Raw genomic sequence first — 26,896 nt, 5'->3', positions numbered from 1 at the left:
AGGCTGTAAAAATTAACCACAACGCGGTATTCACGCATAACAACTATGTTCACTTTTGCAAAGCACATTACGCCATCCACATTTATATACCAGCAAAGCCTGGGCGTGGTGACGCGTCACCCGGAGGTGAGCGTCTGTTTAGTCGCTTTTGACAGCCCCGGTTACCGCGATGCGCTCTTTACGCAACTGTCGATAGCCTTCCCGGATGGATTGCGATCTGCTGTGGCAAAACGCCGGGCAGACTATCTTGCTGGCCGTTATGCCGCCCGTCAGCTGTTACAGAACGCGGGATGCGAGAGCGCCGTCACGATGGGTGCCGATCGGGCGCCCGTCTGGCCCGCTGGGTGGTGGGGCAGTATTTCCCATACGGAGAAATGGGCGATTGCGATTTTGGCACCGTACCGTGCCAACATACGCCTGGGCGTGGATATTGAAACGCTTCGGCCGGAGGTGATGCGGGAGATTGCCACTACCTTTACCACCGCCAGCGAACGCAATCTATTAGATACGCGATCTCTTCCCTATGAGACCGCGCTGCTTATCGCTTTTTCCGCCAAAGAGAGTTTGTTCAAAGCACTCTATCCACAGGCGCAGCATATTTTTGGCTTTGAAGCCGCAAAGCTATGTGGGCTTGACCCACAGCAAAATCGCTTTACGCTGGAACTGACCAGTCCGCTGGCACCCGGCCTGCACGCAGGCTATCGCATCCATGGCGACTATTTCATCGCTGCAGATAGTGTGATTACGCTGATTGTTTGAATGGCTGAATATCGCATGTTAACTATTTCAGGGTAACGCTTATCGCTGACAGGCAGTTGTGCGCCCACGCCAGGCTACATTTACAAGGCGGGCAATTCAGGCGGCTGTGCGCCCGCGTCAGGCTGATTAATGCCAGAAACAGGCTTCTGCAATATTATTTCTTTTATTGAGCATCGTCTTTAAATCCGCGAAGGGATTATGGGTTGCTGCAGCAATATCTTTCTGCGCGTCCTCTCCGGCGGTAACGGTTGTACCGTACTGATCGGCTTCGGTGTATTTCGAATGTTCGTGATCATGGCAATAGAGTCAAAATAGTTCCCAGTTACTGCCATCTTCTGGATTGTTGGTGTGGTCATGATCGATATGATGGACGGTTAATTCGCGCAGATTTGAATAGACAAATTCGCGCGCGCAGCGGCCACATACTCACGGATAGATTTTTAGTGCTTTTTCGCTGTAGCCGCTTTCAAGCCGCGAATAATTTTTTGGGATCAACGCCATTGCTGATATTACCTGTAACAGAGAGATAATTTTACGTATGAAGCAGCAGGCTAACTTGCTTAACGGGGGACTGCAAGCTACATAAATGCGCTTTATATGCCGTCTGTGATCACCTATTTATGCGGACCTAGATGGATCGGCCATCCCCCCTGCTGCGGCAACGCAGTATGTAAAACCAGGAGCAGTTCTAAATCTGAATTCGGAAGAGGATCTGATCCTACCCGCGTAATGTGGACACAGCCCTAAGCGAGGTTTTCGTTTTCAAATTGTTCCGGGCTGAGGCCGCCACAGGCACTGTGACGTCGCCACCGATTGTAATCACACTCGATATAATTAAACACCATGGTCCGCATTATTTCCCGGCCGGCAAAGTCCTCTCCGTGGATACATTCAACCTTCAGCGTGTGGAAGAAGCTTTCCGCACAGGCATTGTCGTAACAACAGCCTCTGGCACTCATACTGGCCTGCAGATTATGGCGTTTCAGTTAGCTCTGGTAATCCGCTGAACAGTACTGACCCCCTCTGTCTGTATGCACGATGACATTTTCCGGACGTTTACGCCGCCACAACGCCATCTGTAATGCACCGCAGGCAAGCTGTGCTGTCATCCGCGAGGACATCGACCAGCCAATGACTGACCGCGACCACAGGTCGATAACCACGGCCAGATAAAGCCAGCCAACAGGAAAATGCTTGATATGCTGATCGCTTTCTAAGTTGTGTTCTGATGCAGAGGCTTCCCAGGCCCTTAGCGAAAAAGTAAGAAGAGGATTACCCGAAAAAATCTGTTGCTCTTCTTCCTCATTGACCGTTTCGAGTTCATCTTCGGATGCCGTATTAAAACCAACAAACATTTGATGTCTGGATATATAGGGGCAAATCCAGTCAGATCATTCAAATCGTCATAGTTATCAGGATTGAACCATTTCCTTAGTGCTAGTATTTTTCCTTCTTTTTTCATCATCTTGTCCAGTATTTATGCCGTTACACCACTATATGCAACAATCGAATTTCAGCCAACGGTCAAAAACTAACGCTTTCATTAAGGTAATTATCCTTAGGGCTATATCGTGCTGAATAAGTACGCGAGAAGGAAAGAGGGAAGAATTTATGAACAGGATTTAATTAAACGATTGTTTTATAATACTCATAAGAGCAGTCGAACCTACGATCATCGCATTGAAAACCTAGCGAACTCAAAAGTGAGTACAATGATGAGTACAAAAAATAGGATTCATTAATTAAAATATTAAAAATCAATAATATGATGGGTTAATAACAGTTTAACGCCTAAGCGCTTCAGTTGTTGTCGGGGATCTCAACGCGTTTTCCCGGCAATCACAGGTAAAAAAATCCACGCAGATGCGTGGATTTTTTTATCAGCGACCATTGTCTGGCTAAGGACCCCGGCCGCCTGTTTTCTGTTGTGGATAATCCACTGGAAGCAACGACCTCTCATCCTGCTCCACTCCCGCTCCGCTACGTTTGTGTGCGGGATCCACTCTGTGTCGCTGACTCTTTTACCAGGCTATCCCCTCGCATACCTGAAATTTATCATCCAGAGTTAAACCAAAGACATGGTCTGCGCAGGCAATGTGCTTTACACTGCGCGCTGCAAAAAGTCAGTAGATAAACGATTAATCAGGCGGTAATGGCGATGAACGGAACAATCACAACGTGGTTTCAGGATAAAGGTTTTGGATTTATCAAAGATGAAAACGGCGAGAATCGTTATTTTCATGTGATCAAGGTCGCCAACCCTGAACTGATAAAGAAAGATGCGGCGGTAACTTTCGAGCCCACCACCAACAGCAAGGGCTTGTCAGCATATGCGGTAAAAGTCTTACCGGAAAGTAAATATCTCTATATTGCAGGCGAGCGCGTTAAGCTTACCTCAATCAAATCCTACCTGGTTTACAGCGAAGAAGTGCCTGCCGATACCCGCATCGATAAAGAAAGCCCCGTACTGTCTGTGGGCGTACTGATGAGAAGCATCAGGCCGAAATCAGCGGCGCAGCCTGGTGAGATGCGTTCACTGAAAAAACTGGCAATCACTACCTTTCAGGGAACCACGTTAATCTTCTCGGAAGATGAAATAGACATAGATGCCACAGTGAAGCTGCTCAAGGTTTGAAATAACGCGTACTGACCCGGTGTTGAAATTTTGCGCCATGCTTAAGCAGAATTTCAACACTGGCTATCGGCCTGTGTGCGCCGTGATAGCCAACTCTTTTATCACCTTTGCCAGCCATCAGCCCGCTCCCGGCATAAAACCGATCGCCTTAACGCCCTGCCCCAACTGGATGACCAAAAAACCCAACAAGAATGATATTATTCAGGCCAGACGATGCAAACAGCAACTGACACCAAACACAGTCCCTGAGGATCTTTTATGAACAAAGAAATACCGCTTAAATTTTATGACATCGTGGATGAGTATTCGACGGAAACGACCAGGGCGGTGAGCGACGCAGAACGCGATCCTCTGGCGCACTATTTTCAACTGCTGATTACGCGCTTAATGAATAACGAAGAGATCAGTGAGGATGCGCAGAAAGAGATCGCTGATGAAGCCGGTATCGATGAAGCGCGTATTGATGAGATAGCCACATTCCTGAATCAATGGGGCAATGAGTAGTTCCCGCTGAGGGTATTTTGAAACGGATACAACGTGAGTGTGGTGTCCGTTTTTGCAGATCGAACGCTCCCTCAGCCTTGCCACTTCGTGCTAAACGGCGCTGGTTGAAAATTCAGTCATCGGAGTTCTGTATGGTGACGTCAGAAAGCGCGGAACGGCCTTCCGCCCCAGACCTGACGATACTAAAGCTCCCGTCTGTTTCCAGCACCACCGCTTCGATGTCTTCCAGGGCAGCAAAGCCCCCTGCCCGGATAGCTGAACGGACTTCGTCTTTTGTTACACGGGACGACCGCATCGCCTGGGTAAGAAAATGGCCCTGATAGAATAATAAGGCTGGCTCACCGGTTACCAGCTTGCGGAACCAACCAGCTCTGACGCTGGACCAGGTGACTCCATACTGCAACACAATCAGCAGGGCAAACGCGAGCGTCCCCTGGGCAAGAGACACGTTGCGGTTAAGCAAGACCGTAGCGTACGTTGACCCCAGTGCCACCGTAACCACCAGATCGAACGCGTTCATTTTAGACAGCGTACGCCGACCTGACAGGCGCAGCAATATGATGAGGTTAACGTAAGCAAGAATGCCAATAATCAGCGTGCGAACAAGCGCAGAGCCGCTACTGAAAAATATCCCTTCCATTATTTCTCCGGTAGTTACATTAATTAAAGGAAATTCCCGGGTCTGTGGGTACGGGCGCTTAGCCATATAGGGTTAACTGCAACTCATTTTTTCAGGTGATGCAGCATTGCCATTATAAAACTTAATCTGGTCGTATAATGCGACGGGCAAGCTTCCCAACGGACATACCCTGAACAAGTATTGAAAATACTACGACAAGATAGGTAAGCGACACGACGGTGTCGCGATGCTCCCCTGTCGGCAGGGAAAGCGCTAATGCCACTGAGATACCGCCACGTAACCCACCCCAGGTCAGCACCGCCCATGCCCCCTTCGGCAACCTGAAAATACGGTTAAACAGGCCGATAGGTAGGCCCACAGTCAGTAGCCGGGTAAAAAGCGTCAGAAGAATAACTATGCATGCCACGCCCAGAAGCTTATGGGTAAAATGAATCAATATCACCTCCAGACCAATCAGCACAAACAGCACGGCATTGAGTATCTCGTCAATAAGCTCCCAGAACATATCAATATGGCGTTCCGTCTCTTCTGACATTGCGTTTGAGCGGCCCTGATTCCCAATGATAAGCCCCATGACTACCATAGCCAGCGGCCCTGATACTTCGAGGTACGTAGCCAGCGCATAGCCGCCCAGTACCGCAGCCAGGGTAAGCAGCACTTCCTCCTGATAGCTGTCGATGCTTTTGAGCATTAAATAAATAATGTAACCAACACCCCCTCCCAACAGGGCCCCACCCCCCGCCTCCCTGATAAGAAGAGTCATAGCTTCCGTAATGCCGGGGGCTTCAGCGCTGGTAATCATGGAGAGAATCAGTGAAAACAAAACCACGCTGACCCCATCGTTAAAGAGCGATTCGCCTGACATAACGAGCTCAACATTTTTGGGTGCCCCGGCAGAACGCAAAATACCAATCACGGCAATCGGGTCAGTAGGTGAAATTAATGCCCCAAAAATCAGGCAATAAGCGAAAGGCAGTTGCAGGCTGGTGAGCGTAAGAATTCCCCATAAACACACGCCAATGATGACGGTTGAGAATGCCGTGCCGATAATGGCAAGTGAAGCCACCTGCCACCGGTAGGCACGCAGCTTATGCAGATCCACATGTAAAGCGCCGGCAAACAGTAACAGTGACAGCATCCCCTGCATCAGCAGCTCGGAAAAATCTACGGATTCAACCAGAGATTGCTCAAGCGTCCGTAAAACAGGGATTCCCAACGTGTCGGCGAGCATATTAAACAGGGAAATGACCAGCGCAATGGCCATAACGCCGATAGCCGACGGCAGCCCAACATAACGCCGGTTGAGATACGCCAGTAGAGCAGTAATACACAAAAAGATGGCTGCAATGTTCAGCATTTGAGTCCCTCTTCAGCCAGATAGCCCGTTCATGAACAAAGCAGCAGCCCGCCCCTGTTTTGCCACGACATGGCGGCCAGGGGTATAAATCGCAGCGCTGCCTGTAAAGCCCACCGGGGTGGAGTCAAACCCACCGCTGTTATATGCCCGTCCCTGAGTTAAAAAAAGAGCACCGAAATCAGCACGCTCCTGCCGTTCGGCAGCATCGGAAGAGCAAGAAGCCGCTCCATTAGAAGGAGTATTTTTTAGATGGCAGCTGGCCTGAAATACAGGATTTCAACGACCTTTATAAAACCAGTCTCTCTTTCCGGTGCGGAACAGGATTGTTGTCGGGACAGTGAAAAGAGATCAGTCAGATTTTATGCGTAAGCAACCTTGCTCAGTTGGCGCAAATGTCTGGCGTATCTCACAGAGCCGGGGTGTCTTCTGCCCAAAAGAAACGCTTTACGTTGAATATCAGAAAGGCGTATCCAGTCAGCTCTCTGGCCTCCGCATTATCAGGCGGCCATTTTTCTGCATTCTTCGGCACACCGGTGACAGGCTTCGGCACACTTTTTACAATGGTTGTGCTCATGTTTCGCGCATTCATCGCCGCATTTCTGACAGATATCAGCGCAGAGGTTGCAGAGTTCAGCAGAGAATTCACTTTCAAGCGTCATAAACTGCGCGGCCAGACGACAGATGGCGGCACACTGCATGTCCGAGCGGATACATTCACGCATCATATCGACATCCGCCTCCTTCAAACATGACGTGGCACAGTAATCACACGTTGCGGCGCAGATATAACAGGCTTCAATACAGCTGCGGTATTTTTCTGACATATATTTTCTCCCTTACCCTGATTGTTGTCTGGTAAGTAATAATCCTGGATCATAATAGCCAGTGCTGCAAAGTAGCCTGTTAATTTCAGTAAAATTTATCAGAATACGAACGGGTCGGATAAAGGAAAAGCCACTCACGAGTTGCCGGGGTTTCCGAAACAGATCGCAAAATCACTTTCAACGTTCTTGTTGCAAAAAGCAGGCATAGATGCTGGTTAGTGCCGTCGTAAAATAATGGCAAAAATAAACCCGACGCCTGATTCCCTCGCCGCCTCGCCAGGCCAGTTGTCATATTTATAGCTAAGCTGAGCGGATAAGCGTGTACACTGCTGCGGTTTTAAATCTAAGCGCCCAGGAGGCAACAGTATGAAAGAAGGCCCATTGACCGAGAAAGAGCTGCAATGGCTTGACGAAATGCTGGATAAATATGGCAGCGAGGAGTCAATCGTGGATGTTGCCGAGCTGGATGGCCTGCTGACCGCCGTGCTTTCCGGTCCGAAAACCATTGAGCCAGCCCAATGGCTGGTAGCGCTCTGGGGCGGTGAGAAGCGCATTCCGAAATGGAGCAACGAGCGTGAAATGAACCGCTTTATGGAGCTCTGCTTCCAGCATATGAACGATATTGCCGATCGTCTTGCGGATTTTCCCGAGCAGTTCGATCCATTGTTTGGCGTACGTGAAACCGAAGGCCAGGATTTCACCGTGGTGGAAGAGTGGTGCTTTGGCTATATGCGCGGCGTGGCGCTGAGCGACTGGTCAACGCTGCCGGAAGATTTACAACCTGCGCTGGAAGCCATCGCCCTGCACGGTAAAGAGGAAAATTTCCCGCAGCTGGAAAACCTTTCCCCGGAAGAGATGGAAGCACGATTTGCCGCCATTCGCCCTGCTGCGCTGGCGCTGCACGATTACTGGATCGCCCAGCCGGAAGCGGTGCCTGCGCCGCAGCAGCCAATCGTCACCGAGCAAAAGCCAGGCCGCAACGATCCCTGTTTCTGCGGCAGTGGTAAAAAATATAAGCAGTGCTGCCTGCACTAAGCATGATGCGCCTGCGGGCGCATTTTTTATGCGGCAAATCCCCCGCAGTCGATCAGATAATCGATTAACGCCGTAAGCTTTTTCAAATCATCCAGCGAAATATTATGAAATAGCGCAATGCGTAGCTGGTTACGGCCCAGCGCCCGGTAGCCATCAATACCATAAACCAGCTGCCGCTGTTCCAGCCAGGCTGTCAGCTTGCTTACGTCAACCGAATCGGCAACGTCGATGGTCGCCACCGTGGTTGAACGCGCCCGCGGATCCGCCACATAGCAGGATAAGCTGTTATGCGTCTGCGCCCATTGATAGATCCACTCGGCCTTCTCTTTTGCCTGCTGCTCTACCTGCGCGAATCCCAGCGCATTCATCCGCTTAACCTGCTCAGCAAACAGCCATAGCGTTACCACGGCTGGCGTATTATAAGTTTGCGCCTGCTCGCTGTTACTCAGCGCCAGCCGCCAGTCGGCAAAAACCGGAATATAGCGCTCACGATCCGCGGCGACCTCCGCGATACGGGCTTTCGCTTTCGGTGACAGCAAGGCCACAAACAGCCCTCCTTCGCTGGCGAAAACCTTTTGCGGAGAGAAGAAAAAGAGATCGGTACGGGAAATATCGCAGGCTACCTGTCCCGCGCCGCTGGTGGCATCTACCGCCAGCAGGCAGTGCTCATCAACGTCCGGCAAAAGGGTATTCATTACGCCGGTAGAGGTTTCGTTCAGCGTAACGGCAACAACGTCTGCGCCTTCGCCTTGCGTCATCACATTGCCCTGCCCATTTTCTACCTGGCGCTTTTCCGCCTCGATCCAGGGAATACGTCGGGAAGCGTTAAACCATTTATCAGAGAACTCGCCACAGACATGATGAACGATGCGCTTTTTCACCAGCCCAAGTCCAACCATATCAAACAATAGCGTCGCGCCACCGTTCCCCAGCACGATGCTGTAGTCCTGAGGAACATTTAAATAGCTGCGCAGGTTATCCTGAATTTCCCGACATAACGCTTTTACCGGCTCTTTGCGATGACTGGTGCCTAACAGATGCGGCCCTTGCTGTTGCAGGCGGGCCAGATCTTCCAGGCGAATTAATGAAGGGCCACAGCCAAAACGCGGATCGGAGGGAATTAAATGCTGAGGGATGTTAACAGACACGCGACGCTCCTGTGAAAGACAGACTTAATGCTGCAAGGCGACCGGGCAGTCGCGCCAGCATACTCATAATATTTTGTTAAAAGATTTATTTTTTAACATCATTCTCAGAAAAACACACCCAAAACAGGTTGCCGCTTCTTCTTCTCTGCGCGCCACCCGGGACAACAGACAAGGGGTTATCATGGTCAGAATCGGTATTAATGGATTTGGCAGGATCGGGCGCAACGTACTACGCGCAGCACTGGGCAACCCGGCGCTGCAGATTGTGGCGATAAACAATCTGACAGACAGCAAAACGCTGGCTCACCTGTTGAAATATGACTCTCTGCTGGGCACGCTGCCGGCGGCCATGGAGGCAAGCCATGGGCAGCGTAGCATCGATGGTTAATCATCAGGGCGATCCGCGTTCATCGCTTATTGACGGGCTGTCAACGCTGGTTATCGGTGGCAATATGGTCAAAACCCTTGCCTGGTATGACAACGAATGGGGATTTTCAAATCGCCTTGTCGATCTGGCGCTTAATTATCAGCGCATAACAGAACAGAGAATCTCTCTTTGATGACCTGCAGAATAGCCAGCATTTCATCCATGAATTTATCAGAAATCCTTTTGAATATTTTACATTTCTGACGCCTGCGTCTACAGCACAGCACTATTCCCACGCTGCTTACTTCGCCAAGATCGGCAGCGTCAACAGTAAAAATAGCGACGCCCCTAATGCGCTTGTGCATGGATTTGATTTTATCACCCTGCCCTCTCATCTAGCCTGCGTTGTGATTTTTTCTCGGCGCGATAGCATCGATGATCAGCCGAATACAGCCGCAAAAAAAACATGCACCTTTCTTATGTATACCTGCTAAAGGTTTCGCTTTCCCCGCCGATGCTTAAGCAACAATAACACTTCAACTGGACTGACCTCTGTTCGCAGGTAATAACACATGTTTAGAAATTTAACTATCAAGCGAAAGTTTATTCTGGCTTTCGGGGCGGTTGTCGCAGTGATGTTAGTTATCTGCGCGACTTTTTACTTAAACTTTTCGCGTATCATCACAGCAAATAGCTGGAACGTGCATACCTGGCAGGTTATTGATGAAAGCCGAGGGCTGGTTGAGAGCCTGATTAATATGGAGACCGGCCTGCGCGGTTATGCCCTTAATGGCAAAGAAGATATGTTGCAGCCGTATGCGGACGGGCAAAAGGTATTCCTGCAGCATCTGGAAAAGGCCCGCCAGTTAACGTCGGATAACCCTGTCCAGCAGCAACGTCTGGATCGTCTGTTGGAATTTGAGAAGACCTGGAAAAGCGATTTTGCCGCACGCCTACTGGAAAACCGTCGCGCCGCCGATGCCGGTACCTTGACCGGGCAGGCATTTATTGAGGCGTTTGAAGCCAATACCGGTAAAGCGGAGATGGATAACATGCGCGCCATTATCAATGAATTCGCTGGAGCAGAGCAGGTACTGGTTAAGCAACGCCAGGCCGCCGTGGATTCAATCACATCGCAAACCACGCTGACGCTGATTTTTGGTGCACTGTTCGGCTTAACTATTGCCATAACGCTGGGCTATGTGCTGACGCGCGCAATCACCCTTCCATTACAACGCGCAGTGGATGCCGCTCAGGCAATTGCCACCGGCGATCTGACGACTCCGCTTTCTGCAAACTCGCGTGATGAAACCGGCGTACTGATTAACGCGCTGGCATCGATGCAGGCACAACTGATGCGCGTGGTCTCTGATATTCAAAATGCGTCGGCCTCAATTGATAACGCAGCGAAAGAGGTGGCGACAGGCAATATCGATCTCTCCAGCCGCACCGAGCAGCAGGCAGCGTCGCTGGAGGAGACATCGGCCAGTATGGAGCAGCTGACCGCTACGGTGCGGCAGAATACCTCTAATGCCCGGCATGCCAGCACACTGGCCAGCGATGCGTCGCAGGTGGCGCTACGCGGTGGCGAAGTCGTAGATCAGGTCGTCGTCACCATGTCAGCGATTGCAGAAAGTTCACAGCATATCGTGGATATTATCAGCACCATTGAAGGCATCGCCTTCCAGACCAACATCCTGGCGCTGAATGCCGCTGTGGAAGCCGCACGTGCAGGCGAACAGGGGCGCGGCTTTGCGGTAGTTGCCAGCGAGGTGCGCGCACTGGCCCAGCGCAGTGCAACCGCAGCGAAAGAGATCAAGCAGCTAATCCATCAATCTTCAGAACGTGTAACCGAAGGCACCTCGCTGGTCGCCGATGCTGGCATTACGATGAAAGATATCGTGACTTCCATCCAGCGTGTTTCTGAGATCATGACTGAGATTTCCCAGGCTTCCAGTGAGCAGGCAAACGGTATTGAACATGTCGGTCTGGCAGTTACACAGATGGATGAGGTCACGCAGCAGAACGCTACGCTGGTGGAACAGGCCGCTTCCGCTGCGGCGGCGCTGGAGGATCAGGCGTCACAGCTCAGCCGCAGTGTGGCGATTTTCAAAACCACCGCGCTATAACGAAACAGCAGGAGAAGCGCGAGGCCGCTTCTCCTGCCTAAAAGTTAACGGAATATATTCATCCGCAGCGGGATGTTAACGCCAGAACACCCGCTCATCGCTGTCATAAAGCGGATCGCGCAGCGCGCTGTAATGTTCGCTCATCAGCGCAGGGAAACGTTCTTTGTCGCTCAGATGAAGCGGCTGTCGTCCCGGCAAGTTCACTGCAATCAGGCTTTCCTCAAGAGCATCCAGCGTTTCATCACGCTCGTCAAACAGGCTACGGCTTACTGACATCAGTTCTCTCCAGTGAAAATGCATCCTTTTAAGCATAGTAATATCGGACCATTACGCCAAATCAACAGGGTAAGCGGCTTTTTTTCCGATATTTCTCTTATCGTTTTCATGAGAGCGTGGTTTATATGCTGACGTCGTTAACTCAAACAGCGCCGTGCTGGCCGTATGTTCTTATTATGATCGCTATGCGTTTCTGAAACATCAGAAAGTAACTAACAGTAAGCTGCGAATAATCAACGCCCATTTTTGACACGTACGATATCGGCCATAATCGCCAACGCGATCTCCGTGGGTGTTTTACTGCCGATCGGCAGGCCAATGGGGGCATGAATACGTTGTAACGCGCTTTCATCCAGCTCACCGATCCGACGCAGACGCGCCAGCCGCTGTTGGCTGTTGCTGGCGGATCCCATGGCTCCCAGATAAAAAGCGGGCGTATTTACCGCCTCCAGCAGCGCCAGATCATCCACACGCGGATCGTGCGTGGCGCAGATCACCGCGGTTTGATCGCTTGCGCCGTGCAGCTCCAGATAGCGCGCCGGGTGCTGACTGATACAGCGCAAATGCGGCTGCGGTAAATGGTGCTCCTGAAGCTGTTGCCAGAAGGCATCACGATGTTCACACACAATAACCTGCATGCCCAGCATCAGCGCCAGGCGCAGGCATTCACCGGCTACCGCTGAATAGCCTGCCAGCAGCAGCGTCGGCACGCTGCCTACTGATAACGATACGCTGTCATGGTCATAGCACAATGCGCGCGGCACGCGGTCGCTCTCGGTTTCCAGCTGTGCGCTCTGCCCTATTACAATCTGCTTGCGCAGCCGATCGCCGCCCGCCAGCGCCTGCTGCAGACGGCGGAGATGGTTCAGGCTGGCTGCGTCCGGCAGCAGCCGTTCAATCAGCACATCCAGCACCCCGCCGCACGGCAGCCGGGTGGATGTTGCCAGCCCGCCTTCACCGTAGCGCACTATCTGGCTGGCTGCGTTAAAAGTTCCCTGCTGTAAGCGCGCAAGAAAATCCTCTTCAATACAGCCACCGGAGAGCGACCCGCAAAATTGTCCCTGCTGATTTGCCACCAGCAGCGCACCGGGCGCGCGCGGCGCCGATCCCCAGCTGTGCAATACGGTACAGAGCCAGACGCACTCTCCCTGCTGATGCCACTGCAGCGCGCGGTCAATAACCTGTTGATCAAGTGACTGCATTATCCCTCTCCCGACAGCATTGACGGCAGATCGACATCACGTACCGCGCCCCTGTCCTGCGTCGCCAGCAGATAAACGTCATGCTGCGCTAACAGCTCACGCGCTGCCGTTTCGCCGCTTAACGTCACCAGCTGCGCATAACACTCCTGGCTAAAGCCCACCGGATGACCTGGCTGACCTTGCCAGCAGGCGCGCACCCGCTGATGCACTTTCAGCGCCTCTGCCGTCTGCTGTAGCGTTGCCGGACTCAGCCACGGCATATCCGCCAGCATGATCAGCCAGCCATGCCAGTGTGCCGTTGCCTTTACCCCGGCGGCGACAGAGCTGGCGATGCCCGTGCTCGGCAGGATAATCTGGCGTGCGCCGCCAATACAGCGCCGCAGCGCCAGCGGCTCTGGTCTGAGCACCACCGCCACCGGCAGGCCGCTTTCTCTGGCGATACGGTAGCTGCGCGCCAGCATCGGTTCGCCCTCTATCGGCTCCAGCAGCTTATGACGACCGCAGGCGGCGCGATAGCGCGTACTTTCTCCAGCTGCCAGCAGCAAAATCCCTACGGTCATAGACGTCCCGTTGCGTTACGATAAAAGCTAAGCATAGATCGTCGGGAACCAGGCCTGCAAAAATTGGCATCAAAGGATAAAAAAAGGGGCGTGGAACGCCCCTGAGGCGGGAAGGCAAAGTCAGAAAAAGCCCAGCGGCTCAATGCTGTAGCTCACCAGCAGGTTTTTGGTCTGCTGATAATGATCGAGCATCATTTTGTGGGTTTCACGACCAATACCCGATTTTTTATAACCGCCGAACGCCGCGTGCGCCGGATAAAGATGATAGCAGTTAGTCCAGACGCGACCCGCTTTGATGGCGCGTCCGATGCGCCAGGCGCGGTTAATATCGCGCGTCCAGACGCCTGCGCCGAGACCGTAAATGGAATCGTTGGCAATAGCGATGGCTTCCGCCTCATCTTTGAAGGTGGTAATGCCCACAACCGGTCCGAAGATTTCCTCCTGAAACACCCGCATACTATTACTGCCTTTCAACAGCGTTGGCTGTATATAGTAGCCGCTTTGCAGTTGCCCTTCAGTTGGCTCAATGCCGCCACCCGTCAGGATCTCTGCGCCCTCTTGCTGCGCGATATCCAGATAAGAGAGAATTTTATCAAACTGCTGCTGCGAAGCCTGCGCGCCGATCATCGTCTCGGTATCGAGCGGATCGCCGCGTCGAATGGTTTTTATCCGCGCCATCACCGCTGCGATAAACGGCTCGTAAATCGATTCCTGAATCAGCGCGCGCGATGGACAGGTACACACTTCGCCCTGATTAAGAAAGCCCAGTACCACACCTTCTGCCGCTTTCTCAATAAAAGAAGGCTCCGCCTGCATAATATCTTCAAAGAAGATGTTAGGCGATTTACCGCCCAGTTCCACCGTGGACGGGATCAGGTTTTTCGCCGCCAGCTCCAGAATATGGGTGCCGGTTGCAGTAGAACCGGTAAAGGCGATTTTAGCGATACGCGGATTGCCCGCCAGCGCTTCGCCCGCCTCGCGACCAAAACCGTGTACCACGTTCAGCACGCCCGGCGGCAACAGATCGCCCACCAGCTCAGCAAAAAGCGTGATCGACAGCGGCGTCTGCTCGGCAGGCTTCAGCACCACGCAGTTACCGGCCGCCAGTGCCGGTGCCAGTTTCCAGGCCGCCATCAGTAGCGGGAAATTCCACGGGATAATCTGTCCAACCACGCCCAGCGGCTCGTGAATATGGTAGGCGGCGGTATGCTCATCAATCTCCGCCGCCGTGCCCTCCTGCGCACGAATACAACCGGCAAAATAGCGAAAGTGATCCACCGCCAGCGGCAGATCGGCCGCCAGGGTCTCACGCACCGGTTTGCCATTGTCCCAGGTCTCATGTACCGCAAGGCGCTCCAGGTTCTGTTCCAGACGGTCAGCAATTTTCAGCAGCAGCTGAGAGCGTATCTGTACCGAGGTTTTACCCCAGCGATCGGCAGCGGCATGCGCCGCGTCCAGCGCATTTTCAATATCCTGCTGGCCGGAGCGCGGAAATTCGCCGATAACCGAGCCGTCGACCGGCGATGTATTTGTGAAATAGTCGCCGCTAACCGGCGCAACAAATTCACCGTTGATGTAGTTGCCATAGCGCTGCTGCAGCGTTATCAGCGAATCTTTATATCCGGGCCAGGCATAGCGCATACCGATTCTCCTGTGGTGTCAGCTAACAAACAAGTAACCATTTATTAACATGGCCGAGTGCAGCAGCTTTGTCAGTTGCCACAGGAGAAAAGTGTGAGCGCGGCGGAAAGATTCAGCGCCTCAGGCGCTAAGCTGCTCACGCTGGCGCAGGCTTTGCCAGAAACGCTGTAAAATCAGGCGTGGCTGATGGGTATCCGGCTGAGCGGCAGGATTAAAATCCGCGCCCTCCGGCAAACAGGCCTGCATAATGTGTGCGTCAAATTCGGGATGAAACTGCACCGATAGCGCATGCGGTCCGTACGAATGATCTGGCAATCATCGCCGTCGGAGCGGGCCAGCACGCGCGCGCCGGGCGGCGGCATCAGTACCGTCTGACGATGGGAGAGCCAGACCGAAAAGCGGGGGCCGTTCAAGCTGGATAATTGCAAGAGGATGCTGCGTGCAGGCCATACCGAATTCTTTTCCTGTTACGGGAGCGTTTCGGTTGCACAGTATTGCAGCTCTGTTGAGGGCTGTCTCATAACTTTTTCTGAGACTTGGGTGCGGGCTGATAATAAGCAGGCAAAGAAAACCGCCGCGCTAAGGCTTGTCTGTGTGTCGATACCTGTCATGATAGTTAATGATTTATTGCAGACAATTAAGGATGGTGTTGTGGCTCTGCGTCATTTTTTTCTGGTGTTGATGGTCGTCTCCATTTGGGCATTTAATAACGTGGCCATTAAATGGGGCCTGCTGGATCTGCCGCCGTTATTTATGACCTTTATGCGCTTCGTGGTCGTCGCGCTGGTTCTGATCCCCTTTACCCGTATCACCCGTGCCCAGTTGCCCTGGCTGGCGGCGCTGGCATTTACCTTTGGTTTTATGCATTTTTCCCTGCTGTTTGTCGGTATCAGCTACACCGATGCCGGTACCGGCGCGGTGCTGGTACAGCTGGGCACGCCGATTGCCATGTTGCTCGCCTGGGTGATCCTGAAAGAGAAGTTAACGCTGATGCAATTATTTGGCATCGCTATCTCTCTTAGCGGCGTGGTGGTCTTGACCGGCAGCCCAACGATCCCCAACTGGTGGGTGCTGGCGCTGCTGCTGACCAGCGCATGCGGCTGGGCTATCAGCAACCTGATTGTCAAAAAAGCGCCGCCAATCAAACCGTTAACCATGACCGGCTGGCTGTCGTTTATGGCAATCCCCATCGTAGGCGTAACCTCATGGCTGACCGAAGCGCATCAGATTGACGCGCTCTTGCACGCTTCATGGCGGGGCTGGTTCGGCATTTTGTATAGCGCTATCGCCTCTTCCGTTGTGGCCTATTCGCTCTGGTATGCGCTGCTGAAAAAATATAACGTCAACCTGCTGATGCCCTATTCGCTGCTGACGCCGGTGCTGGCCGTGATTATGGGCGTGCTGGTGCTGGGCGACAGCATGAATATGTTTAAAATTATCGGCTCGCTGCTGGTTATTTGTGGCACCGCTATCGCAGTAATCAATCTCCGTCGTTTACGTATGCATGCCCGCTTCCCCCGTTTGCCGCTACGACGTAAGCATCAGCCGTAACAGGAAAAAAAGTCCATCCATTGCTAAGGTGAAAGAGCGAATGAACTGAGGGAGAAGGATATGGATAGCAACCTGGCGGCACTTTTCTGGCAGCAGCTGTGGCATGCTCTAAAGGGAGAAACCTTGCCCCCACCCATGATCCTGCAGGGATATGAAGCCTTTGCATCAGCTTTTCCGGTCAGTGAACTTGCCGCCACCAGCATGGCACTGGCGGCGCAGTCCGCCGCTGGCCTGGTTGGCAATCCTGAAAAGGTCACGGTTGATATCCGTCTCGCCTCACGCTGGTTCCAGCGCACTTTTCGTCCGATAAATCGCCCGCTGCCTGCCGCCTGGGATGTTTTCTCAGGTGACTACGCCACCGCTGACGGCTGGATCCGTTTGCATACTAATGCGCCGCATCACCGTCAGGCGATGGAGCGCGTGCTGGGAAAACAGACGGACCGTGTGGCGCTGGCAAAAGTGGTTGCCGGCTGGCAAAAACAGACGCTTGAGCAGGCCATCATTGATGCCGGCGGCTGTGCTGCACAGATGCGCACTTTGGCTGAATGGCAGCAGCACCCACAGGGGAAATGCGTGGCGCAGGAGCCGCTAATCGCCTGGGAAACGCAGACGCAGGGTGCGCCGCCCGCATGGTCTCTTCCGATCGCACGCCCGTTACGGGGCGTTAAAGTGCTGGATTTAACGCGCGTCATCGCCGGGCCGGTGGCCACTCGTTTTCTGGCCGGGCTGGGCGCTGAGGTGCTGCGTCTCGATCCCCCTGACTGGGAGGAGCCTTCGCTGGAAGAGGAGATGATGCAGGGCAAACGCTGCGCCCGGCTCGATTTAAAAAGCGCGCAGGGGCGACAGCAGTTTGAACAGCTGCTGGCACAGGCAGATGTGCTGGTGCATGGCTATCGCGCCGATGCGCTGGAAAAACTGGGTTACGACAATGCACGTCGGCAACAGTTAGCGCCCGGACTGGTGGATGTCAGCCTGAACGCCTGGGGCTGGAGCGGCCCCTGGCGCAATCGACGCGGTTACGACAGTCTGGTGCAGATGGCCTGCGGCATCGCCGATGCGGGCCAGCGCTGGCAGGCTGCCGATGCGCCATCTCCCCTGCCGGTCCAGGCGCTGGATCATGCAACGGGTTATCTGATGGCGGCAGCCGTGCTGGAAGGCATGCGCCGACGCGTCGCGCATCGCTCCGGCATAACGGCCCGGCTCTCTCTGGCACGCACTGCGCATCTGCTGACTTCACATCCTTACGCAGCCAACACAGCAGCGATTGGCCCAGGCCCGACGCAGCCGCACGATGAAAGCGATACGCTGGAACTCACCCCGCTGGGCATAGGTTACCGGCTGCGACCGCCGCTGTGGCTGCCCGGCACTCCGCTGCTCTGGTCACGCAGCGGCAGCCCGCTGGGTTCAGCCTCCGCCAACTGGTTGCCAGACCGGTAGCGGTTTGGTTTTGCCGTGCCGGTACCTACTGCGTTTTAACCGCAGGTAAAGGGCCTGACCAGAAAACAGCAACGATGCGTAATTACGCTTCGTCTTCGCCCTCTTGTTCTGCTTCCTCTTCCGCTTCTGCCAGCTCTTCACGCATTGCCTGCAGCGCTTCGCGGCTTAATGCTGCCAGCGTACGGTAAAAGCCGCTGGTGGCGTGCGCTTCAACCTTGCCGAGAAACGCGCCGCACCAGGGCAGCAGATACTCATCAAACAGTGCGATCTGCGCCTGAATCTCATCTTCCTGCGCCTGATCTTCCAGCCAGGAGGCCGCCAGCAGTAACGCGCCAAAGTGATCGGCTGGCGCATCGCTCAGCGGCATACCGCGCTGTTGTAAAAAAGCACGTACCTCTGCCTCTGCCGGACCATCCTGCCACTGCGAGCCATAAGGCGGCACGCTGCAGTCGCTGCCGACAAACAGCGCATTGTAATCGGCGGCCAGCGCCTGTGGTTCGGCATGCTGTTGCAGACGTGTCAGCAGCTCATCCTGCTCCAGCGGCCAGTTCTGTTGCAGTTTGCCTTCACGGATCAGCGTGAACAGCGGCACCAGCAGCGGATCCTGCGGCTGACGATTAAACAGCGAGCCAAGCACGCGGCAGATGATGGAAAACTCATTCATTACTTTCAGTCCGTTCAGAGGTTAAGACGCCGCCGTTAAAAGTCAGCAAACGCGTCGAGAGGCTTCCCGCCCCGCATTTCCAGAAAATCAAGCAGGCGGCGCGGCGTGACATTTAACACGCGTTCCTCCGGAAAATCCACCTCGCGCGCAATACGCAGGCAATGTTCAAAATTTCCCAGGGTAAAAGCGGTATGGGAATCGGAACCAAACGCCAGCCATCCGCCCGCCTCTTTTACCGCTGCGGCGATAGCGCGACAGTTCGGCTCGCTGCCGGGGCGCGAGTGGGTAAAGGAAGAGTTGTTAATCTCCAGCGCCACCTGATATTTCGCCGCTGCTTCGGCAATCGCCGGAATATCGACCGGAAACTTCGGGTTCCCAAAAGCAATTTCTACTCTTTTAGTTTTTTAGAATAGTGAGTTTTACTGTCATATTCAACCCTAATCACTTTGCATACTACGCTTGTACCGTGGCATTGATCCCGGGACAGACTAGTATCTATGCCGCATCCCGACTCGAACTGAAGCCAAGTTTGCTCTGCAACTTTTTATGTTTTTTTAGATTCAAGCCGCTCTTAAAACTGATAGGATGACAACCGCCCTATTCCTGCACCTAGATTTAAACACCTTCCTGCACTATGCGAATCAATAGAAAAGCCATAATAAGATGCTTGTTTAGCTCTCAGATTGCGTATCCAAAACTAATATTGCGTTTGACATACAGATTCACTTGATTTCGCTATGAGAATAGTTATATTGCGATTAGAAACATGTACAAATATTAATACCTATTCTAATAGTCAATCAAGGAAATGATATGTCTACCTCTGGCACTAAAAACGATAGTTTGAAAATTCTCGGAATTCGATTTTCTTATGGCTTGTTGATTTTTATAATAACTGCTCTTTATCTGGCATTTAATTTATGTATGGGAATCTATCTTGTCGAAAACAATTATCGTCAGGATATTATGACAACTTTGTCACCATTATACTCTGCTGAATCTCTTGCGTTAACAGTCTTAGCTTGCACTAAAATTTCTCAACGAAAATGCAATTTTTTTAAAGTTGTCCGAAATCGAGTTGATATACTTAATGTCCTAGCTCTGGTTACTGCCATTATAGCTACGGGACTAAGTTTCTCTGCGGAACACTATATTTCCGCCATCATTTATTCTCTCATCACTATCCTAGGACTTGTTTATTTGGGCTATGAAGTTTGGGTTGAAAAACAAAAACGTAAGCAAAAAAAATGAGCCATGAATATTAGTGCATATAAATGGTTCGCTAACCTAACTTAAGGTTGGCTAACCAAAATTCAGACATCCAAACTTAAAGTTAAAAATTGGGGGAACTCATTTTAACTTCGGGGTAATACATCCTTATATATGAAATAAGCTCTCTATACGAAAAATATAATGCATCTTTAACTTTATATATTTCATCCTCAATTAAATCGGCCTTATCAAAAGGTAAATCAGAACCATTGAATTTGCAATAATAGCCATTGTTAGCACTATCAAATATACATATAGTTCTACCATTATGCTCAATATACCCACAAAGAATGCGGTCAAGCATTTTAATTGCATTTATGAAGTTTTCAAAGTTTTTTTGGAGTGATTCATCATTTAGGGGGTAACTAAAAGGCAAATCTTTTAAGATGTTCTCAAATTGATCTTCAAACTCTAGAAGATAGATATGATGACGATATGGCAGGTCACTAAGAAAACTTAACATTCTAAAAAAGGGGGTGTAATAAAAATAAGCATTTAAGAAAACAATATCTGATTCCCTTTTATTAGCAGCAAACGATGAAAAATCTGTAGAATTTGCAATGAAATCCTCATGCTCTTTTTTTATTGCTTTTAACAAATCTACTGTAAAGTGTTCTGGGTTCTGATCAACTTCAGAATGATGATTTGCACATAATAAGATTAAATTATCATAAGAGTTATCATTAATTCTAAGTGCATCGCCTCTGGCTCCGCCCGATTTTTTTGCAATGACGTGTGCCATTTCGCCAACATGAACTTCATTTTCAAATAAAGATATTTTACAAATATTGCATTTACCAGCAGACAATCCATAAAGCTTTTTAATAACACTACTGGTGATCGAGTTGCTCATACATAATCCTTTTATCTTTAGTTGCCCCCAATCAAGATTATCAAAACTCTCCAAACATCTGCAAGCGGAATCGTAGGAAGTACTATCCCGAATAGAGCCAGGATAGGAATCACAACGTAGTTATAAAACACAATGAACGTTAGTACGTATCCTAGTGCTTGCCGCCAGGTAAACCCCTTCTTCGTTTCCTCTAAAGTAATTTCGTTTTGTTGCTCTGAGTTCTTAGCTACTAACTCATCTTTACTTTCTTGCTTCTTAGTAAAGAACGTTGTAGCCGTTTTAAATAAATCGATAAGAATACTTATCATACATCCTCCTGTATCTGACAAACACAGGAATAAACGCGATGACCTTTATAGATGTGATTGTAAGAATATAGTACCTTTACTTCTGTCTTCTCTTTACTTAGCTCAACAGTTAATACATCGTCTACGTTTACACGAGGTGTATTATCATGATTGAAGCTATACACTACTAATTTACCATGTTCATCATCTACTTTCTTTTTGATAAGCTTGTTTCCAGATAGTGCTTTATCATATGGTATGGTAACACTTACTGGCTTGATAGCCTGAAATGAAAAATCTTCTAGTACAGAATGATCGTAACATGGGAATTGTTCTAAGTTATTCATCTTAATTTCTCCATCGGTAATCAAAGCTACCGCGTAAATTCCTTAATTGCTGTATTACTTTCTTTTCGGTTTCATCGTAGTAGTCAAACAGTGGTCTTCTTCCTACTGAACCGTAATAGCCAATTACTCTCTTTTCACGTGCCAGTTTTGGATTACGCTTAGCAGATTTCTTTGTAGTATCGATTAAGTACGTGTTACCGCTCTTGCACTTTACCTTTTTATATTTATTGTTCTTAGACCTGGAACGAAGCTGTGTGATGTTTCCTTGCTTAGTCAGAGGTGCGTTCTTGTATGGAATAATTTTAGATTCTACAGTTGCTGCACTTTGGGGATCTAGGATGTACTTCAGATAGGATGTTTGATTAGATTTTAAGATAATCTGATTAACTGACTCGAATTCACTAATCTTCTTGAAGTTGAAAAACATACTTTTAGTAGTGAATGGAACCGCCCCGCCAGCTACATCTGTATTGATCTTTGCCTGCATCTGCTGCGTTACTGTACGCATACTTTTACTTAGTTCTTTATTGAATTGCTGTCCTATCTTCGGGCTGTTCCTGTTGATGAACCTTTTCATATCGCCGGGGCTATGCCCTCTTCGCCATGTCATTACTGTAATTCCTGTATTAATTGCTGCACTATCTTGAAAGTCTCACCGTTATCTTTAGGTAGTCTTGATTTACATAGTACTGCTTTGTTCACGCAATCATGTCTAGTACCAAAGAGGCCAATCAAGATTGCTTCTACTAACGCTGTCTGGTTACTTGTAGGGAAACACCATAATAAGTACTTCTCATACCCTACCTCGTTTTCAATCATGTTCTTTACTGACCTTGAACTACTGGTATAGTTTTTCCAGTTTGATTCCTTAGATGTATCTTTTATCTTCTTAGCGTCACGTACTTTTACATAGATATGCTTCATACCTATATAGAACTCACCTGTTTCGAAAACCATTAGATAGAGAAATGCAGCATAGTCACCACTAGTAATATCATCTATCGTCCACTCATCAGAGTTATAAACCTTCCATTCTTTCATAACTAAATACCCTTATTATTGTTATAAAGGTATTTAGTGAATGGAATTAAAAAACAGATTAAAACAGTATGAAGGTACTAGAGAGTATCAGGCAAAGTTAAAGTACTTCAGAAATGGTAAGTTCTACCCATACAAAGATTCATTGGGATACGAAACTATCGGCTATGGTCATTTGATGGAAAGTAGTCTGAATTACTCACAGGGTATTACTGAAGCACAAGCTGATGCACTTCTAGAAAATGATATTCAGAAAGCACGAATCCATTACAGTACGCTTGGTCTAAATCTTCCTAACGATTGGCAAGACTTCATGATCATTATGATTTTTCAGTTGGGCTTAACAGGTGTTCAGAAGTTTAAGAAGATGATTGCAGCGTTGAAGGTGCATGATTACAAAGAAGCCATTAAACAGGCAAAAGACAGCCGCTGGTATGTACAGACGCCGAATCGCTTAAACGATATGGTAGAACAATTAGTAAACAAATAAAAAAAGGGGCATTACGCCCCTTAATTATTTTTTGGTATCCAGAATTGTCAGAATCCTTTCAATCTTTAGATCCAGTTCATGTAGCCCATTCTCTAGATTCTTTAGAGTACTTTTCATCTGGTCTTGTTCTTGTTCCAATGCAACTAGTGATTGTTCGATAAGAGCAACCTTAGTTTCAACGCCATTAATCCGTGACTCTAAAACTGTATTATCAGAAGAAAAATCCCGGTAGACTGTCCATAACAGAACAAGTACAGCAACAATTAATGAACCAATCGCACTTATAGTAGCAATCATATCATTCCTTTTATACTTATTATCTTGGCACAACGTGTGCCAAAGTATTTATTAGTTATATAAAGGTTGATCACCTGATCGATAGATAAAAGATTGAAATGGTGTCGGTACTTGTAGTGAAGCACTACTTCTACGATCCGTTGTACACATCACATAGATATAATTCCAATTACCGCGACCTACAACCGGAACAGTAATACCATTCAAAAGATATGTAGTTGATGATCCGCCATTACCTGCATCATAATAAAACAAATTAGTAAGCCCGATACCATCACCTCCCATACGAACATAAAAATACTGTCTTTCAGAAGATGCCAATGTAATATATAAATTACTATCTAGTATCCTCTCAAAGTTTTCACCACGAATACGTAACGCTAGATAATGCTGATTCGCTACAGGCGGTAATGCTTGTTGTCCACCTGATACAGTCTTAGAACCAAAGATAAACGGTACTGTAGATAGTCCTGTAGATTGTGGCCTACATATATCACCTACAATCCTTGCAGCACTTAACGAACCTAAAATATTACAGTTCTCATTGATAGTAACATTGTTCAGCACACCATTATTAGCATATATCGTACCGCGAATAGTAGCGTTACCAAAGTTAGCATTACCATCCTTGTTAATCATCCAACCATTTGTACCATCCCAATTACTGGATTGTATCTGTTGGCTGATCTTCGCAGAATCAATTTCACCATTCATGATATGTGCATTGCGAATTGCAGCATTAGCGATTTTGGTATTATCAATTGCAGCGTTTTGAATCTTGGCGGAAGACACTGCTAAGTTGTTTATCTGGGCTGTATTGACACTTAAATCAGCGATGACCGCTGAGTTAATATAAGTCTTACCACCCTGTACTACAAACGGATAGACCTTATCACTTTGCTTTGCACTATCTGTACTGATGATGCTGAAACGGTCTGCCATAACCGTAAATACAGATTCTTTCTCATCTGCTGCAAGTGCGATACCTGTAACGTTACCGTTGTTCGATACCTGTACCTGCCAGCGGGAACCAAGCTGATCTACGATCTGTTTCTCAACGATACCTGTTGCTGTATCACTGTTGAGTAGACCATCTACTACATCATCATTCAGCTTGGAGTATGGAACCTTCGTATTCTGGTTAAAGCCGATAGTAGGCGACCATACAAGTTCATCCTGTCCGAACACATCATAAGCCGCAATACGTGCAAACCAGGAACCGTCTTCAACTCTGAAAGATGCACTGTAGCGGTTTGAGCTACTGAAGTAGTGTGCGTCTGAACTGAAACCTTCATCTTTCGCAATCTGCATAACGATACCTGAGTAATCCGGTACGTTAGATTCTGTCCAGTCTATGTATACTGCATCGTAACCGCTGTGTAAGGTGATACCTAATACCTGTGGATGCTGTGGGTTACTTACTTCGATCTGTACTTCCTCGCTGTAGATACCAGTACCGTAACCATGTGCGATGATACCCAATACACGATAGCGGCTTAAGCCATCACTGGTATTCATGGCAAAGGTATACGTCCAGTTGTTTACAGTGGTGTAGTACGACTTGATGTAATTCCGGTAGCGGTCATAAACACGAATTTCATAGTACTTAAAAAAATCTGCGAATGTCTTACCGTTCACGGCTAAGCCGCTCTGATCATCCCATGTAAAAATAAAATCCTGTGCGTAAGTCTGGTTTAGCCCTACATCATCGTTCACCATGTCTAGGCTAGTGATCTTCGGTAAAGCAAAGATTACCTGCGGTGTCTGGTTGTAGATAGCTACTAGTTCTGAGGTGTAACCCAACGTGTTGTAGGCTTCTATTGCAAAGTCATACTGAACCCCATACAGAAGATTTAAAATCTCAAAACTGGTTGTGTACGGCCCTACGTTACCGATGTTGATCCAAGTACCGGAATCGCTGCGTTTATAGCGAATTTTGTAACCACGTACTGATGTATCCTGACTGAGATCCCATGTAAGCAATACTGCATTACCTGAAACAGTAGCCCCTAAGCGTTGTGCCTGTAAGTTACTTGGCGGTGATACATATGTTGGTGACGGTAAGTTAGTCAATCCATCTTGTGGGAACTTACCAGGATCTTTACCCTGATAGATACCATCATCATAACTAATCGCGGTGATCTGAACGATACCTGATTTATCTACTGTCATTGGTACGGTACGAGAAACTACGCGGTACTTGTTATTACTAAAACCAGCTTCTTTGAAACTAATAGTGAAAACATCGAATACCTTCATATCGGTTATGTAGGTATTGAATGTAATCGTATTGCTAATGTACTTCGATTTTAGAAGTTCGATATTACTTAGAGTTGCTAACTGTGTTTTATCAAGCACCCATAGGTAATTTAGATCTTTCTTGATGATATAACCATCTGCTGCAATTGATTCATTACTGATTGCATCACTAGGGAAGCGTATAATGTCCTGAGAGAAATCATTATCAGGGTTAGTATAAGTACTATCCATCGTATTGAAGTAGTCAGATTTGGAACCTGTCGTTACATTCACTAAACCAAGAATATTACTTTCATCGAAGTGCTGAACTGGTATATCTGGTGCATCTACTGTAAGGTAAAGCACACCGTTTGATTCATATAGTACACCACCGAATGTTGATAGAATTGCTTCAATGTTTTCTTTGAAGCTTTTATCGTACTGGATAGAACCGTTCGAATAGAAATGGTTATTTGCACAATACTGTGCCATTTGCCTGAAGCTTGTAATATCAATATCATTTGGATCAAGTCCAAAACCAAACTCTGTATTAGTGATAAAATCATAAAGCTGGCTTGGTGGATTAGAACTAGGTTTTTTTACATTATCTGTTAGGTCATAGATCAACCGCCCTTTCATTTCTACTGATAGCGTATAGTTCTCATTAGTCAAAATACCGTCAATCAAAGAATCATTGGTTTTCTTGATAACACTACAAATCTGTACGAGTCCATCACCCCGCATATCATCAGTCCAGCGATCACCGCCGTACTGACGTGCTAGCGTCATAGAACCACCGTAAGAAGGTTTACCAAAGCGTACTTCTAACTGAAGGTACTTACGGTACTTCTCGATCATCATTGAAGTAGGTATCTGACCTTCAGTAGTGATGTATGCACCATCTATCAGTACAGGGCTGTTATCGATATAGATCTGTTTGATTACGCCGCCAGACTGTGCACCCGGAACCTGGCCTACTTCCCCGATACTGATACAGTGCACGGTACAGAGAGTATTGGAAGTTCCCTTGTATACGTTCTGCCATACAACGATAGAGCCTAACTTATTGTAGGCATCCTCTGTTGCGTTACGGTTAGAACCGCCATAACTTATCGGGATACCGGTACTTGGGCTTGTTGACCGTGCGTTAGTACTGCTGGTACTCGGATACGATACCCCCGATTGACCAACGCTCATCATTTGCGATGAACTGATATACGATAGAGCGGCTGCACCTACACCTATTGCTACTACAGCAAGTAATGCAAGTCCTGCGGCATACGCGGCGGCTGCCGCTGATGCACCTGCGATTACTGCTACAGCTACTGCTGCAATTGCCATAAAA

At 49.1% G+C, this 26,896-nt stretch carries 27 protein-coding genes and 4 pseudogenes; 11 read left to right on the top strand and 20 right to left on the bottom strand.

The features are described 5' to 3' along the window. Window positions 1–45: 45 nt before the first annotated feature. Window positions 46–759, top strand: a complete 714-nt coding sequence (locus ACQE3Y_RS10045; protein WP_426981563.1) for a 4'-phosphopantetheinyl transferase family protein — start codon at window positions 46–48, stop codon at window positions 757–759. Window positions 760–885: 126 nt separating this feature from the next. On the opposite strand, the pseudogene yajD reads toward ACQE3Y_RS10045, so the two are convergent. Continuing rightward, a pseudogene (gene yajD / locus ACQE3Y_RS10040) lies at window positions 886–1,260 on the bottom strand (HNH nuclease YajD). A gap of 242 nt (window positions 1,261–1,502) precedes the next feature. Beyond that, window positions 1,503–1,940 (bottom strand): annotated as a pseudogene (locus ACQE3Y_RS10035) (IS3 family transposase); the annotation flags it as partial. Window positions 1,941–2,911: 971 nt separating this feature from the next. Between ACQE3Y_RS10035 and ACQE3Y_RS10030 the strand changes: the two are divergent. Continuing rightward, entirely contained in the window at window positions 2,912–3,394 is a 483-nt protein-coding gene (locus tag ACQE3Y_RS10030; RefSeq protein ID WP_426972819.1) for a cold-shock protein, read from the top strand. A gap of 258 nt (window positions 3,395–3,652) precedes the next feature. Beyond that, window positions 3,653–3,898, top strand: a complete 246-nt coding sequence (locus ACQE3Y_RS10025; protein ID WP_426981562.1) for a DUF2543 family protein — start codon at window positions 3,653–3,655, stop codon at window positions 3,896–3,898. Window positions 3,899–4,010: 112 nt separating this feature from the next. On the opposite strand, the gene ACQE3Y_RS10020 is transcribed toward ACQE3Y_RS10025, so the two are convergent. From ACQE3Y_RS10020 to ACQE3Y_RS10010, 3 genes are all read right to left on the bottom strand, one after another. Then, a complete protein-coding gene (locus tag ACQE3Y_RS10020; protein WP_426972820.1) occupies window positions 4,011–4,538 on the bottom strand; it encodes a DUF421 domain-containing protein in 528 nt (175 codons plus the stop codon). A gap of 121 nt (window positions 4,539–4,659) precedes the next feature. Continuing rightward, window positions 4,660–5,895, bottom strand: coding sequence for a cation:proton antiporter (locus ACQE3Y_RS10015; RefSeq protein ID WP_426972822.1), 1,236 nt, complete (start codon window positions 5,893–5,895; stop codon window positions 4,660–4,662). A 497-nt stretch (window positions 5,896–6,392) separates the two neighbouring features. Continuing rightward, the gene (locus ACQE3Y_RS10010) at window positions 6,393–6,719 is read right to left on the bottom strand and encodes a four-helix bundle copper-binding protein (protein WP_426981561.1); all 327 of its coding nucleotides are present in this window, start codon (window positions 6,717–6,719) and stop codon (window positions 6,393–6,395) included. A 366-nt stretch (window positions 6,720–7,085) separates the two neighbouring features. Here ACQE3Y_RS10010 and ACQE3Y_RS10005 point away from each other — a divergent pair, with 366 nt between their 5' ends. Further along, entirely contained in the window at window positions 7,086–7,754 is a 669-nt protein-coding gene (locus ACQE3Y_RS10005) for a YecA family protein (RefSeq protein WP_250652514.1), read from the top strand. Between the two features lie 26 nt (window positions 7,755–7,780). On the opposite strand, the gene ACQE3Y_RS10000 is transcribed toward ACQE3Y_RS10005, so the two are convergent. Continuing rightward, window positions 7,781–8,902: an aminotransferase class V-fold PLP-dependent enzyme gene (locus tag ACQE3Y_RS10000; RefSeq protein ID WP_426981560.1), complete on the bottom strand. Its 1,122-nt coding sequence runs from the start codon at window positions 8,900–8,902 to the stop codon at window positions 7,781–7,783. A 181-nt stretch (window positions 8,903–9,083) separates the two neighbouring features. On the opposite strand from ACQE3Y_RS10000, the pseudogene ACQE3Y_RS09995 reads away from it, so the two are divergent. The 3 genes and pseudogenes from ACQE3Y_RS09995 to ACQE3Y_RS09985 all read left to right on the top strand — a co-directional run. Beyond that, window positions 9,084–9,287: pseudogene (locus ACQE3Y_RS09995) on the top strand (glyceraldehyde 3-phosphate dehydrogenase NAD-binding domain-containing protein); the annotation flags it as partial. Next, entirely contained in the window at window positions 9,265–9,462 is a 198-nt protein-coding gene (locus tag ACQE3Y_RS09990) for a hypothetical protein (RefSeq protein WP_426981559.1), read from the top strand. The pseudogene ACQE3Y_RS09995 and the gene ACQE3Y_RS09990, both read left to right, overlap by 23 nt. Before the next feature lie 379 nt (window positions 9,463–9,841). Beyond that, entirely contained in the window at window positions 9,842–11,398 is a 1,557-nt protein-coding gene (locus tag ACQE3Y_RS09985) for a methyl-accepting chemotaxis protein (RefSeq protein WP_426981558.1), read from the top strand. Window positions 11,399–11,473: 75 nt separating this feature from the next. Here ACQE3Y_RS09985 and ACQE3Y_RS09980 read toward each other — a convergent pair whose 3' ends face one another. The 5 genes from ACQE3Y_RS09980 to ACQE3Y_RS09960 all read right to left on the bottom strand — a co-directional run bounded on the left by ACQE3Y_RS09980 (window position 11,474) and on the right by ACQE3Y_RS09960 (window position 15,392). After that, window positions 11,474–11,674 (bottom strand): hypothetical protein, encoded by a 201-nt coding sequence (locus tag ACQE3Y_RS09980; RefSeq protein ID WP_426972827.1) that lies wholly within the window; start codon window positions 11,672–11,674, stop codon window positions 11,474–11,476. Between the two features lie 233 nt (window positions 11,675–11,907). Beyond that, a complete protein-coding gene (locus ACQE3Y_RS09975; RefSeq protein ID WP_426981557.1) occupies window positions 11,908–12,876 on the bottom strand; it encodes an XdhC family protein in 969 nt (322 codons plus the stop codon). Further along, a complete protein-coding gene (locus ACQE3Y_RS09970; RefSeq protein ID WP_426981556.1) occupies window positions 12,876–13,436 on the bottom strand; it encodes a nucleotidyltransferase family protein in 561 nt (186 codons plus the stop codon). The genes ACQE3Y_RS09975 and ACQE3Y_RS09970 overlap by 1 nt, the downstream gene beginning before the upstream one ends. A gap of 120 nt (window positions 13,437–13,556) precedes the next feature. Further along, window positions 13,557–15,077: an acetaldehyde dehydrogenase ExaC gene (gene exaC / locus ACQE3Y_RS09965; protein ID WP_426981555.1), complete on the bottom strand. Its 1,521-nt coding sequence runs from the start codon at window positions 15,075–15,077 to the stop codon at window positions 13,557–13,559. 120 nt (window positions 15,078–15,197) lie between these two features. Next, complete coding sequence (locus tag ACQE3Y_RS09960; RefSeq protein WP_426972833.1) at window positions 15,198–15,392, bottom strand: hypothetical protein; 195 nt, start codon at window positions 15,390–15,392, stop codon at window positions 15,198–15,200. Between the two features lie 336 nt (window positions 15,393–15,728). Here ACQE3Y_RS09960 and ACQE3Y_RS09955 point away from each other — a divergent pair, with 336 nt between their 5' ends. Then, window positions 15,729–16,628 (top strand): DMT family transporter, encoded by a 900-nt coding sequence (locus ACQE3Y_RS09955; protein ID WP_426981554.1) that lies wholly within the window; start codon window positions 15,729–15,731, stop codon window positions 16,626–16,628. Window positions 16,629–16,688: 60 nt separating this feature from the next. After that, window positions 16,689–18,065 carry a CoA transferase gene (locus tag ACQE3Y_RS09950; protein WP_426981553.1) on the top strand — a complete coding sequence of 459 codons (1,377 nt, stop codon included), beginning with the start codon at window positions 16,689–16,691 and terminating at the stop codon, window positions 18,063–18,065. An 82-nt stretch (window positions 18,066–18,147) separates the two neighbouring features. Here ACQE3Y_RS09950 and ACQE3Y_RS09945 read toward each other — a convergent pair whose 3' ends face one another. Next, window positions 18,148–18,729 carry a TorD/DmsD family molecular chaperone gene (locus ACQE3Y_RS09945; RefSeq protein ID WP_426981552.1) on the bottom strand — a complete coding sequence of 194 codons (582 nt, stop codon included), beginning with the start codon at window positions 18,727–18,729 and terminating at the stop codon, window positions 18,148–18,150. A 35-nt stretch (window positions 18,730–18,764) separates the two neighbouring features. Beyond that, window positions 18,765–19,106 (bottom strand): annotated as a pseudogene (locus tag ACQE3Y_RS09940) (phosphatase); the annotation flags it as partial. A 436-nt stretch (window positions 19,107–19,542) separates the two neighbouring features. Here ACQE3Y_RS09940 and ACQE3Y_RS09935 point away from each other — a divergent pair. Next, complete coding sequence (locus ACQE3Y_RS09935) at window positions 19,543–19,980, top strand: hypothetical protein (protein ID WP_426981551.1); 438 nt, start codon at window positions 19,543–19,545, stop codon at window positions 19,978–19,980. Between the two features lie 82 nt (window positions 19,981–20,062). Here ACQE3Y_RS09935 and ACQE3Y_RS09930 read toward each other — a convergent pair whose 3' ends face one another. Genes ACQE3Y_RS09930 through ACQE3Y_RS09910 form a run of 5 tightly spaced genes read right to left on the bottom strand, consistent with a single transcriptional unit; the run spans window position 20,063 to window position 22,529 of the window. After that, window positions 20,063–20,854, bottom strand: a complete 792-nt coding sequence (locus tag ACQE3Y_RS09930; protein ID WP_426981550.1) for an HNH endonuclease — start codon at window positions 20,852–20,854, stop codon at window positions 20,063–20,065. Between the two features lie 17 nt (window positions 20,855–20,871). Beyond that, window positions 20,872–21,162, bottom strand: a complete 291-nt coding sequence (locus ACQE3Y_RS09925; protein WP_426981549.1) for a hypothetical protein — start codon at window positions 21,160–21,162, stop codon at window positions 20,872–20,874. Then, the gene (locus ACQE3Y_RS09920; RefSeq protein WP_370733830.1) at window positions 21,159–21,488 is read right to left on the bottom strand and encodes a hypothetical protein; all 330 of its coding nucleotides are present in this window, start codon (window positions 21,486–21,488) and stop codon (window positions 21,159–21,161) included. Before ACQE3Y_RS09920 ends, ACQE3Y_RS09925 begins: the two co-directional genes overlap by 4 nt. A gap of 1 nt (window position 21,489) precedes the next feature. Continuing rightward, complete coding sequence (locus ACQE3Y_RS09915; protein ID WP_426981548.1) at window positions 21,490–22,098, bottom strand: hypothetical protein; 609 nt, start codon at window positions 22,096–22,098, stop codon at window positions 21,490–21,492. Beyond that, window positions 22,098–22,529, bottom strand: coding sequence for a hypothetical protein (locus tag ACQE3Y_RS09910; protein WP_426981547.1), 432 nt, complete (start codon window positions 22,527–22,529; stop codon window positions 22,098–22,100). The genes ACQE3Y_RS09915 and ACQE3Y_RS09910 overlap by 1 nt, the downstream gene beginning before the upstream one ends. Window positions 22,530–22,569: 40 nt before the next feature. On the opposite strand from ACQE3Y_RS09910, the gene ACQE3Y_RS09905 reads away from it, so the two are divergent. Then, window positions 22,570–23,016, top strand: coding sequence for a glycoside hydrolase family protein (locus ACQE3Y_RS09905; RefSeq protein ID WP_426981546.1), 447 nt, complete (start codon window positions 22,570–22,572; stop codon window positions 23,014–23,016). A gap of 24 nt (window positions 23,017–23,040) precedes the next feature. Here the strand turns inward: ACQE3Y_RS09905 and ACQE3Y_RS09900 are convergent, their stop codons facing one another. Continuing rightward, window positions 23,041–23,313, bottom strand: coding sequence for a hypothetical protein (locus tag ACQE3Y_RS09900; protein WP_426981545.1), 273 nt, complete (start codon window positions 23,311–23,313; stop codon window positions 23,041–23,043). Window positions 23,314–23,364: 51 nt separating this feature from the next. After that, the gene (locus ACQE3Y_RS09895; RefSeq protein WP_426981544.1) at window positions 23,365–26,892 is read right to left on the bottom strand and encodes a phage tail tip fiber protein; all 3,528 of its coding nucleotides are present in this window, start codon (window positions 26,890–26,892) and stop codon (window positions 23,365–23,367) included. Window positions 26,893–26,896 lie beyond the last annotated feature (4 nt).

This window comes from Pantoea sp. FN0305 (assembly GCF_050113845.1).
GTDB classification, from domain to species: Bacteria; Pseudomonadota; Gammaproteobacteria; order Enterobacterales; family Enterobacteriaceae; genus Mixta; species Mixta alhagi.
Note: the sequence above shows the minus strand (reverse complement) of the source record. Positions and strands in the feature narration are given on the sequence as shown.

Bases quoted from the DNA above. Each gene is read 5' to 3' on its own strand.
- ACQE3Y_RS10005 (WP_250652514.1), top strand. From the start codon at position 7,086: ATGAAAGAAGGCCCATTGACCGAGAAAGAGCTGCAATGGCTTGACGAA.
- ACQE3Y_RS09985 (WP_426981558.1), top strand. From the start codon at position 9,842: ATGTTTAGAAATTTAACTATCAAGCGAAAGTTTATTCTGGCTTTCGGG.
- ACQE3Y_RS09910 (WP_426981547.1), bottom strand. From the start codon at position 22,529: ATGAAAGAATGGAAGGTTTATAACTCTGATGAGTGGACGATAGATGAT.
- ACQE3Y_RS09980 (WP_426972827.1), bottom strand. From the start codon at position 11,674: ATGTCAGTAAGCCGTAGCCTGTTTGACGAGCGTGATGAAACGCTGGAT.
- ACQE3Y_RS09945 (WP_426981552.1), bottom strand. From the start codon at position 18,729: ATGAATGAGTTTTCCATCATCTGCCGCGTGCTTGGCTCGCTGTTTAAT.
- ACQE3Y_RS09970 (WP_426981556.1), bottom strand. From the start codon at position 13,436: ATGACCGTAGGGATTTTGCTGCTGGCAGCTGGAGAAAGTACGCGCTAT.
- ACQE3Y_RS09900 (WP_426981545.1), bottom strand. From the start codon at position 23,313: ATGATTGCTACTATAAGTGCGATTGGTTCATTAATTGTTGCTGTACTT.
- ACQE3Y_RS09905 (WP_426981546.1), top strand. From the start codon at position 22,570: ATGGAATTAAAAAACAGATTAAAACAGTATGAAGGTACTAGAGAGTAT.
- ACQE3Y_RS09920 (WP_370733830.1), bottom strand. From the start codon at position 21,488: ATGAATAACTTAGAACAATTCCCATGTTACGATCATTCTGTACTAGAA.
- ACQE3Y_RS09915 (WP_426981548.1), bottom strand. From the start codon at position 22,098: ATGACATGGCGAAGAGGGCATAGCCCCGGCGATATGAAAAGGTTCATC.
- ACQE3Y_RS09930 (WP_426981550.1), bottom strand. From the start codon at position 20,854: ATGAGCAACTCGATCACCAGTAGTGTTATTAAAAAGCTTTATGGATTG.
- ACQE3Y_RS10015 (WP_426972822.1), bottom strand. From the start codon at position 5,895: ATGCTGAACATTGCAGCCATCTTTTTGTGTATTACTGCTCTACTGGCG.
- ACQE3Y_RS09975 (WP_426981557.1), bottom strand. From the start codon at position 12,876: ATGCAGTCACTTGATCAACAGGTTATTGACCGCGCGCTGCAGTGGCAT.
- ACQE3Y_RS10020 (WP_426972820.1), bottom strand. From the start codon at position 4,538: ATGGAAGGGATATTTTTCAGTAGCGGCTCTGCGCTTGTTCGCACGCTG.
- ACQE3Y_RS09990 (WP_426981559.1), top strand. From the start codon at position 9,265: ATGGGCAGCGTAGCATCGATGGTTAATCATCAGGGCGATCCGCGTTCA.
- ACQE3Y_RS10045 (WP_426981563.1), top strand. From the start codon at position 46: ATGTTCACTTTTGCAAAGCACATTACGCCATCCACATTTATATACCAG.
- ACQE3Y_RS10030 (WP_426972819.1), top strand. From the start codon at position 2,912: ATGGCGATGAACGGAACAATCACAACGTGGTTTCAGGATAAAGGTTTT.
- ACQE3Y_RS09895 (WP_426981544.1), bottom strand. From the start codon at position 26,892: ATGGCAATTGCAGCAGTAGCTGTAGCAGTAATCGCAGGTGCATCAGCG.
- ACQE3Y_RS09950 (WP_426981553.1), top strand. From the start codon at position 16,689: ATGGATAGCAACCTGGCGGCACTTTTCTGGCAGCAGCTGTGGCATGCT.
- ACQE3Y_RS10010 (WP_426981561.1), bottom strand. From the start codon at position 6,719: ATGTCAGAAAAATACCGCAGCTGTATTGAAGCCTGTTATATCTGCGCC.
- exaC (WP_426981555.1), bottom strand. From the start codon at position 15,077: ATGCGCTATGCCTGGCCCGGATATAAAGATTCGCTGATAACGCTGCAG.
- ACQE3Y_RS09925 (WP_426981549.1), bottom strand. From the start codon at position 21,162: ATGATAAGTATTCTTATCGATTTATTTAAAACGGCTACAACGTTCTTT.
- ACQE3Y_RS09935 (WP_426981551.1), top strand. From the start codon at position 19,543: ATGTCTACCTCTGGCACTAAAAACGATAGTTTGAAAATTCTCGGAATT.
- ACQE3Y_RS10025 (WP_426981562.1), top strand. From the start codon at position 3,653: ATGAACAAAGAAATACCGCTTAAATTTTATGACATCGTGGATGAGTAT.